We start from the raw sequence: 10,158 nt of genomic DNA, 5'->3' as shown, positions 1-10,158 counted from the left end.
TGTGTTGGCGTTAGCCGTGTTCGCGGTGTCGTCCTATCCGTTGCAGTTGCCGTCGTTTTGGGTGGCGCTGGTGTTTTTGGGGGCGATATGCGTGACGGAAGATGGGACGCAGGCACGATCATCCACCCTATCCGTATCACCGGTGCGCCATATTACGATGATAAGCCTGTTGTCGCTTGCATCCGTCTGCCTGTTCATCTTGCAGAAAGGGCAATATGAGGTTTATAAACGATGGGGACGGATGCAGATGATCTATAACAACAAGGCGTATGAATCGGTTGCGGAAGATTATCACGACCTGCATGACAAGTTGAAGCATAAACCGGAATTTTTGTTTGAAGAGGCGCAATGCCTCAGCAAGACGGGGCAATACACGGAGGCGATACGGGTATTGGAACGGGCGAAGCGGCTGAGCGGAGACCCGATGATCCGGTACATGATCGCCAAGAACCGGCAGGCGGTCGGCGACTACCGGGAGGCGGAGAGGGAACTGATTCAGGCTATCGGGATACTGCCGGAGAGATTGTATCCATATTATCTGTTAGCAAAGCTATACGCAGAGCCAAAATTCGACCAAGCAGATAAATTTCAAGCCGCAGCGCAGTCTGTGCTGTCCAAAGAGCCGAAGGTCGAAAGCACCGCAATCCGGGAAATGAAAGCGGAAATAAAAAAGATATTAGAAAAAAAGTAATTACGAAAGGCTCGTAACTAAAATATGTTTGTATATTTGCGAAACAACTTTGATAAAAACAATAAAATATGAAATACTACAAATTGTTTGCTATACTGTTTCTGGCCGGGATGATGGCTTGTTCCGGTGAAAAGCAAGAGAAAGGTTCAGAGGAAAGCGTAGAAACCGTTCTGCCGGACGAGACAAACGAGGTGACGGTGATAACGCTGAATACTACTGATTTCAACCACGAACTGATCAGTAACGGCAAACTGTCTGCCCGGAACTTTGTCGACCTGAAATTCGAGTCGGCAGAACCGATCGCCAAGATCTATGTGAAGAACGGCGATCGCGTGACGAAAGGGCAAAAACTCGCGGAGCTCTCCACCTTCCGCCTTGCCAACAAGACGGCACAGGCCAAAGATGCACTCGAACGCGCCAAATTAGAATTGCAGGACGTACTGATCGGACAGGGCTACAAACTGGAAGATTCCACGAAAGTACCGCCCGCAACCATGCAGTTGGTCAAGGTAAAAAGCGGATATGACCAGGCGCTGATCTCCTGGCAGCTTGCCGAATACGAACAACGCAACGCAGTCCTGACCGCTCCTTTCGACGGTGTCGTCGCAAACCTGTTCGCCAAACAGTTCAACACGGCTTCTACCTCCGATGTTTTCTGCTCCATCATCGATACCCGTACGCTGGAAGCCGCTTTCACGGTTCTGGAAAGCGAACTTCCGCTTATCAAAACGGGCGACCGTGTAGAGGTAGCCCCCTTTGCCTTGTCCGATGTCATGGCTGAAGGCCGTATATCCGAAATAAACCCGCTGGTGGACAAAGACGGGATGGTACAGGTGAAAGCTGCCGTAAACGATAAAGGCAAGTTGTTCGAAGGGATGAATGTACGCGTGAGCATCCACCGCTCGCTGGGTAAACAGTTGGTCGTTCCCAAAAGCGCCGTCGTACTCCGTTCCGGCAAGCAGGTCGTATTCACATTAACGGAAGATAAAGCATACTGGAACTATGTACATACGGGTCTGGAAAATGCAGACAGCTACACGATCGTCGACGGACTGAAAGAAGGGGATATCGTGATTACAAGCGGCAATATCAATCTGGCTCACGAAGCGCCGGTCAAGGTAATTGACAATTGACAATGGACAATTGACAATTCATAAATCATAATTTATAAATCATAAATCATAGTTCTAATACATGATAAAGTTTCTACTACAACGCCCTATCGCGGTATTGATGGCTTTTACGGCTTGCTTTATCGTGGGACTGGTTACCTACTTCACCATTCCGGTGTCGTTGCTGCCTGATATTGCAATCCCGGAGATCACCGTACAGGTGTCCGGCCAGAATACTTCGGCACGCGAACTGGAGAACACGGTAGTAAAAACCATCCGCCAGCAACTGATGCAAGTCGCCAGCCTGCGCGACATCCATAGCGAGACGCGTGACGGGGCTGCCATCATACGCCTCAACTTCGATTTCGGGACAAATACGGACCTGGCTTTCATCGAGGTCAACGAGAAGATAGACGCAGCCATGAACTATCTGCCGCGCGAAGTAGAGCGTCCGCGGGTAATCAAGGCCAGTGCGACCGACATTCCGGTGTTCTGCCTGAACCTCACCCTGAAAACAATGGATAATGGGCAATTGACAATTGACAATTTAAGAGATTCAAACAATTATCAATTGGAAAACGACGCTTTCCTCGACCTTTGCCAGTTTGCCGAAACAGTGATCAAACGCCGGATCGAACAACTGCCCGAAGTGGCGATGGTAGATGTGACGGGAGTACTGAAAAGACAGTTACAGATCGTCCCGGACATGAAACTGCTGAAAATGTCGGAGATCACGCTCGATGATCTGGAGGCGGCGTTGACATCCAACAATATCGAACCGGGCAGCATGACCGTACGCGACGGTTACTACGAATACAACATCAAGTTCTCGACACTGTTGCGCACACCGGAAGACGTCGAGAATATCTATATCCGGAAAAACAACCATATCTTCCAACTGAAAGACCTGGCACGCATCTCCGTCGTACCGGAGAAAGAGACCGGCGCCTCCCTTTCCAACGGGAAACGGGCGGTGACGCTGGCCGTAATCAAGCAGGCGGATGAAAATATGGATAACATGAAAGAAGCGTTGCAGGAGGTCACCGATTATTTCGCTTCCGTCTACCCGGACATCGATTTCAGCATCAGCCGCAACCAGACGGAATTGCTGGATTATACCATCTCGAACCTGAAACAGAACCTGTCGTTGGGATTCCTTTTCATCTGTATCGTGGCCATCCTTTTCTTAGGAGATATCAAGAGCCCGGCTGTCATCGGGTTAAGTATGGTGGTGAGCCTGATCATCAGCTTCTTGTTTTTCTATCTCTGCAAGATGTCACTGAATATCATCTCTATCTCCGGGCTGATCTTGGCTTTGGGTATGATGATCGACAGTTCGATCATCGTAACGGAAAACATCACCCAATACAGGGCACGCGGGGATTCGCTGGAAGAGGCTTGCAACAAAGGGACGACCGAGGTAATCACCCCGATGCTGAGTTCCACCTTTACGACGATTGCCGTGTTCGTCCCGCTTGTGTTCATGAGCGGAATAGCAGGAGCGATCTTCTTCGACCAGGCCTTTGCCGTCACCGTCGGACTGATGGTTTCCTATTTCACGGGAATCATGCTGCTGCCGGTACTCTACAAACTGGTATACAGCATTCCGGACATCAAACACAAGGGGTTCAATATGCAGATCAACAATCTGGTGAAAGAACATACACTGGACCGTTTCTATGATGCCGGAGTCGATTTCATCTTCCGCCACAAGAAATCGACTCTAATTTGCACAATCATCACGATCCCGCTTTGTGCCGTCCTGTTTTACGAAATCCCCAAAAGCCGTATGCCGGAGATCGACCAGAACGAACTGATCGCCCATCTCGAATGGAACGAAAACATCCATATTGACGAAAACCGGAGCCGTGTCAGCCAGCTATTCGCCTCCGTCGACAATCAGGTGCAAGAGCACACGGCCTACGTCGGCCAGCAGCAATTCCTGTTGAACCGGGACCGTGAGATGTCTGTTTCCGAAAGCGAACTGTATTTCAAGACGGAGAAACCGGCCGAAATCGCTCCTTTGCAAAAATCGGTCGAAGAATGGATCAGGGTCCATTATCCGATGGCCGTGATCTCCTTCTCGCCTCCCGAAACGGTATTCGAAAAGCTGTTTGTGACGGGTGAAGCCGACATTGTCGCCGAACTGTACACCCGCAATAAATCCGAAGCGCCGGAAGCCTCCGTCCTGCATAAGATAGAGCAGCAAATAGAAGCTAAAACAGGCCGGACACCTGTCGGTATCACCTTCGACAACCAGTTGAACATCACGATAGACAGGCAGAAACTCCTGCTGTATAACGTTGATTACAGCGAAGTGTACCGGTTGCTGAAAACGGCATTCAAGGAGAACGAGGTAGCGACGCTCCGTTCCTACCAGCAATATCTGCCGATCGCATTGGCCGGAGAGGAACAAACGGTAAACGAAGTCTTGCAGAAAACATTGGTGAACACAGTTCCCGATACGGAAGGCAACGTACGATACATCCCGCTGCAATCGCTGGTGCGTGTCACTCCGGGAGAGGACCTGAAAACGATCACGGCTGGAAAGAACGGAGAATACATTCCGTTCAGTTTCTATGATGTAGACAATGCCGGACAGTTGATGGAAGATGTGAAAAAAGAGGTCGATGCCGACTGGGACATTGATTTTTCAGGCAGCTTCTTCTCCAACCGGCAGATGTTGAACGAGCTGGTCGTGATTTTGTTCATTTCGATCCTGCTGATGTATTTCATCCTGGCAGCCCAGTTCGAAAGTTTCCTGCAGCCGCTCATCGTGCTGCTTGAAATCCCGATCGACGTGGCAGCCTCCTTGCTGGTGCTCTGGATATGCGGCCACACCATGAACCTGATGAGCGCCATCGGTATCGTCGTCACCTGCGGTATCATCATCAACGACTCCATCCTGAAACTGGATGCCATCAACGAACTCCGCAAAGAGGGAGTCCCGCTTATGGAAGCCATACACGAGGCCGGACGGCGTCGCCTGCGCCCTATCATCATGACATCATTAACGACAATATTCGGAATGGTTCCGCTGCTTTTCACATTCGATATGGGAAGCGAACTGCAAAAGCCGCTCTCCATCGCCATGATCTCGGCCATGCTGATCGGTACGGCAGTCAGCCTTTTCGTCATACCGCTGGTATACTGGTTCATTTATCGCAAACATGACGTCGGGCATTTGAAAATTGAAAGTTGAAAATTGTAAATTGGAAATTATGGACAAGAAATTCATTTATAGATATATCATCACGTTGTTGATGCTTGCATGCGCGTTCGGGGGAAAGGCACAGCTCACGCTGACGCTGGAACGGACGATCACGCTGGCGGCGGACAGTTCATTGGACGCTTTCCGGTACAAGAACATGTACCTGGCCGGATACTGGGAGTTCCGGACCTACAAGGCCGGCCGTCTGCCGAGCCTGACCCTGAATCTGACGCCGGCACAATACCAGCGATATTTCACCCAACGGTATGACTCGGACAAGGACATCGATGTTTATAGAAAGCAACAACGGTTCTACGCCGGCGGACAATTGGAGGTCGAACAGAATTTCGACCTCTTGGGCGGTACGTTCTATCTGGATACGGATCTGGATTATATGCGCTATTTCGGTGACGAGACCTATAACCAGTTCTCTTCCGTCCCCATCCGCCTCGGCTACCAGCAAGACCTGTTGGGATATAACGCCTTCAAATGGGAACGGAAAATCGAACCGTTGAAATACGAGAAAGTCAAAAAAGAGCTATTATATAATGTAGAGCAGATGAGCGAGCAGGCAACGACCTATTTCTTCGCCCTGGCAATGGCACAGGTGGAATACGACCTGGCCAAGGAAAATGTCGCCACGACCGACACGCTATACCGGACAGGGCAGGAACGGCACAAGATCGCCTCCATCAGCCAAGCCGACTTGCTGACACTGAAATTGGATGCCGTGAACGCACGCAACACGTTGAAGAATGCGGAAATCGCCCTGAAACGCGCCATGTTCAGCCTCGCCTCTTACCTGAACTTCGACAAGAACACGGAAATACGCCTGCGCCTTCCGAGCCGCCCGCGCGATATGGAAATCTCGGTCGACAAAGCACTCGCATTGGCACGCGAGAACAACCCGACCTTCCTGGACCTGCGCCAGCAAATACTGGAAGCCCAACAGCAGGTAGACAAGACCAAGAAAGAAGCGATGTTCAACGCGCAGATCAACGCCAGTGTCGGGTTCAACCAGGTGGCCAAGAATATACAGGATGCCTACAAGAATCTGCAACAGCAGGAAATCGTCTCCTTGTCCGTTTCGATCCCGCTGGTGGACTGGGGCGTACGAAAAGGAAAGCATAATATCGCCAAAAACAACCTGCTTGTCACGGAAACATCCGCCAAACAGAAAGAGTTGACGGTCGAAGAAGACGTGATCATGACAGTCGGCGACTTCAATATCCAGCAGGCCCTGATCGGGAGCGCCGAAGAAGCGGTAGACCTGGCGGAAACAGCCTACAGCGAGACCAAACAGCGTTTCATGATCGGAAAGGCGGACATCAACAGCCTCACCCTTTCGCTGAACCGCCAGCAGGAGGCGCAGCGGAACTATATTTCGGCTTTGCAGAACTACTGGCTGAGCTATTATAAGATCCGCAAACTGACGTTGCATGACTTCGAAACGGGAGTTTCCCTTTCGAACGAGTTCGATTATAAAAATGGTTTGTAACGGCAGTCGTTACACTTCGGTAACGCACATCCTTACGCCTCGGCAGCGACAGTCGTTACCGAACGGTAACGGCAATCATTACCGAGTGGTAACGGGAGGCGTTAAGCCTCGGTAACGACAGGTATTGCGACTTCAAACCATCGAAACAGATTATAAAAAGAATGAATAATGAGTGCATCTCCTAAAATATCCTCTTTCACCATCATCGTCACCTTCCTTTGCGTGGCGCTGGCGGGGATTGCCTTTATACCGCTGCTGCCGATCAAGCTGTCGCCGTCGCGCACGTTGCCGCAGCTGACCATCAGCTATAACATGCCGGGCAACTCGGCACGCGTGATAGAGATGGAGGTGACCTCGCGCCTCGAAGCGATGCTGGCACGCATCAAGGGGATCAAGGAGATCAACTCCACTTCCGGCAACGGTTGGGGATATGTCACGCTCGAACTGGACAAACACACCAATATCGACGCCGCCCGTTTCGAAGCGTCTACCATCATCCGCCAGACATGGCCCAGCCTGCCCGACGGACTGAGCTATCCGGTACTGGAAATGAGCCGGCCGGACGATAAGGAGGTACGGCCTTTCATGAGCTACACGCTGAATGCGGCAGCCACTCCCATATTCATACAACGCTTTGCCGAAGACCAGATAAAGCCTCGCCTCAGCGGGATTCCCGGCATCTACCGCATCGATGTCAGCGGCGCCACCCCGATGGAATGGCGGCTGGAATATGACAGCCGCCAACTGGTTACGTTAGGTATCAGCATCACGGATATACAGAAAGCGATCAGCCAATATTATCAAAAAGAATTCTTAGGGACCGGGAATGTGGAAACCCAGTTGGCGACTTCGCGCAAAGGAGGACAAAACAGCCAGTGGATACGTCTCGCCTTGGTTCCGGAAAATGAAAAAGACGGATTCAATCCCACTCTCATAACCGTCCTGAACAAAGACGGCAAGCTGATCCGCCTGGACCAACTGCTAAAAGTCACCCGCCAGGAAGAGGCTCCGCAGAGCTATTACCGCATCAACGGACTGAATTCCATCTACCTGTCCATCCGCGCCGAGGAGACGGCGAACCAGCTGGAACTTGCCAAACGGGTAAAAGCCGAAATGGAACATATCCGCACTTTGCTCCCGCCCGGCTATGAAATACACACCAGCTACGACGCGACCGAATTCATTCAAGACGAGTTGAACAAGATTTATATCCGCACGGGACTTACCGTCCTGATCCTGCTGATTTTCGTCTTGCTGATCACGCGGGAACTAAAATACCTGCTACTGATCGTCATCAGCCTTTCGATCAACCTCTGTATTGCTGTCATCCTTTACTACCTGTTAGGGCTGGAAATGCAACTTTATTCGCTGGCCGGCGTCACGATCTCGCTCAGTCTCGTGATCGACAACACGATCGTCATGACGGAGCATATCCGGAACCGGCATAACCGCAAGGCAATCCTGTCCATACTGGCAGCCACCCTGACAACAATGGGTGCGCTGGTCATCATCTTTTTCTTAGATGAGAAGATACGCCTCAACCTGCAAGATTTCGCGGCTGTCGTCATCATCAATTTAGGAGTTTCCCTGTCGATCGCGCTTTGGTTGGTTCCCGCCCTGATCGATAAGATGAATCTGGAATGGAAGAAAAACGGGAAAAAGAAAAGATCCGGAGAAGAGATGCGACATACATGGAGAAGCCGGATCAGGAAAGGGACGAACCGTTTTCTCAAACGTTTCCCCGTCTACTACAACCGGTACTATCAATGGCAGATCGATTTCCTTTGCGGATGGAAGAAATTGGCATGTTTCATTTTACTGTTAGCATTCGGCATCCCGGTTTTCCTGTTACCGGAAAAAATCGAATACGACACGAAAGACAAAAAGAAGGTCTACACGGCAACAGACTCCCTGCTGATCGATACATATAATGAATTCGCCTCCAACGAGACGTACAAGGAGAAGATCAAACCCATCGTCGATAAGGCGCTGGGCGGAACCCTACGCCTGTTCGTCCAAAAAGTATATGAAGGAAGTTACTTCACCCGCAACGAAGAGACCGTTCTGTCCGTCAGCGCATCGCTCCCGAACGGGACGACCTTGTCACAGATGAATACCCTGATGAGCCGGATGGAAGCCTATCTCAGCACATTTAAAGAGATACGGCAGTTCCAGACCAACGTCTTCAGTGCACGCCAGGCCGGAATCCGCATCTACTTCACGAAAGAGAGCGAACGGAGCGGGTTCCCGTACACCCTGAAAAGCAAAATCATCAGCAAGGCGCTCGAACTGGGGGGAGGAAGCTGGCAGGTCTACGGTTTGCAGGACCAGGGATTCAGCAACGATGTGCGCGAAGGAGCCGGTTCTTTCCGTATCGTGATGTATGGGTACAACTACGATGAGCTGTACGAATGGGCCGAACAGCTGAAAGCCAAGCTGCTCACCCACCGCCGCATCAAGGAGGTGCTGATCAATTCGGAGTTCTCGTGGTGGAAAGACGACTACCAGGAGTTCTACTTCAATCTCAACAAAGCCCGGCTGGCACAGGAGGACATACAGCCGATCGAGCTGTTCGCCTCCATCAATCCCGTTTTCGGGAAGGACATCTATACCGGAACGATCGTCGTGAACGAAGAGACGGAGAAGCTGAAACTCTCCTCCCGCCAGTCGCAGGAATACGATGTATGGAGCATGCAGTATGTTCCACAGACTATCGACGGCAAGCCTTACAAGCTGGCAGAGCTCGCCAGCGTCGAAAAAGGACAGATGCCGCAGAAGGTCTGCAAGGTAAACCAGCAATACCGCCTCTGCCTGCAATACGAGTATATCGGCGCATCCAACCAGGGGAACAAGATACAAGAACAAGACCTGAAGGAAATCAATGCCATACTGCCGATGGGCTATACAGCCAAGTCGGATAGCGCTTATTGGTACTGGGACAAAAAGGACAACAAACAATACCTTTTGTTATTGCTGATCATCGTCATTATCTTCTTTACCACCAGTATCCTGTTCAATTCGTTGAAACAGCCGTTGGCCGTTATCTTCGTGATACCGATCTCCTACATTGGTGTATTCCTCACGTTCTATTGGTTCAAACTGAATTTCGACCAGGGAGGATTCGCCTCTTTCGTCCTGCTGTGCGGTATAACCGTTAACGCAAGCATCTATATCTTGAATGAATATAACCAAATCCGGCAACGCAAACCGTTGATGTCGCCCTACAAAGCGTATCTGAAAGCTTGGAATGCGAAGATCACGCCTATTTTCCTAACCGTCGTTTCGACTATCCTGGGCTTTATTCCGTTCATGTTAGGCCCGGATAAGGAAGCGTTTTGGTTCCCTCTGGCAGCCGGCACTATCGGCGGACTCGCCATGTCCATCTTGGGAATCTTCCTCTACCTTCCACTCTTCACCTTAAAAAAAAGTCACAAACGATGATGTGTTGACTATTTTTTACACATTGTCAACAAAATGTCACTTATAACCTCATCACGGAATTAAAGCTAAATCTATTTTTGCAGTTTTGTTCGAACCGGCATAAATCTTTCTTTCTTAAAAGGAAAACTCACCGGACTACCTTTCTGTTTTTATAGGGTATATTTGCTTTGGTCCATTCCTTTACCATCAAATGGTAATGCCTGAC

5 protein-coding genes are annotated in these 10,158 nt (G+C 50.4%); all 5 read left to right on the top strand.

The window, feature by feature from the left end; translation table 11 throughout:
* The coding region (locus ACW6QF_RS17565; protein ID WP_456088746.1) for a tetratricopeptide repeat protein at positions 1-691 on the top strand (691 nt) is incomplete at its 5' end.
* 68 nt (positions 692-759) lie between these two features.
* Positions 760-1,824: an efflux RND transporter periplasmic adaptor subunit gene (locus ACW6QF_RS17560; protein WP_456088745.1), complete on the top strand. Its 1,065-nt coding sequence runs from the start codon at positions 760-762 to the stop codon at positions 1,822-1,824.
* Between the two features lie 61 nt (positions 1,825-1,885).
* Positions 1,886-5,005, top strand: coding sequence for an efflux RND transporter permease subunit (locus tag ACW6QF_RS17555; RefSeq protein WP_456088744.1), 3,120 nt, complete (start codon positions 1,886-1,888; stop codon positions 5,003-5,005).
* 19 nt (positions 5,006-5,024) lie between these two features.
* Entirely contained in the window at positions 5,025-6,512 is a 1,488-nt protein-coding gene (locus tag ACW6QF_RS17550) for a TolC family protein (RefSeq protein WP_374044526.1), read from the top strand.
* 168 nt (positions 6,513-6,680) lie between these two features.
* Positions 6,681-9,953, top strand: coding sequence for an efflux RND transporter permease subunit (locus ACW6QF_RS17545; protein WP_456088743.1), 3,273 nt, complete (start codon positions 6,681-6,683; stop codon positions 9,951-9,953).
* The last annotated feature ends 205 nt before the right edge of the window (positions 9,954-10,158 follow it).

This window comes from Parabacteroides sp. (assembly GCF_977054455.1).
Note: the sequence above shows the minus strand (reverse complement) of the source record. Positions and strands in the feature narration are given on the sequence as shown.

Coding starts and splice junctions, on each gene's coding strand:
- ACW6QF_RS17560 (WP_456088745.1), top strand. CDS start 760: ATGAAATACTACAAATTGTTTGCTATACTGTTTCTGGCCGGGATGATG.
- ACW6QF_RS17555 (WP_456088744.1), top strand. CDS start 1,886: ATGATAAAGTTTCTACTACAACGCCCTATCGCGGTATTGATGGCTTTT.
- ACW6QF_RS17545 (WP_456088743.1), top strand. CDS start 6,681: ATGAGTGCATCTCCTAAAATATCCTCTTTCACCATCATCGTCACCTTC.
- ACW6QF_RS17550 (WP_374044526.1), top strand. CDS start 5,025: ATGGACAAGAAATTCATTTATAGATATATCATCACGTTGTTGATGCTT.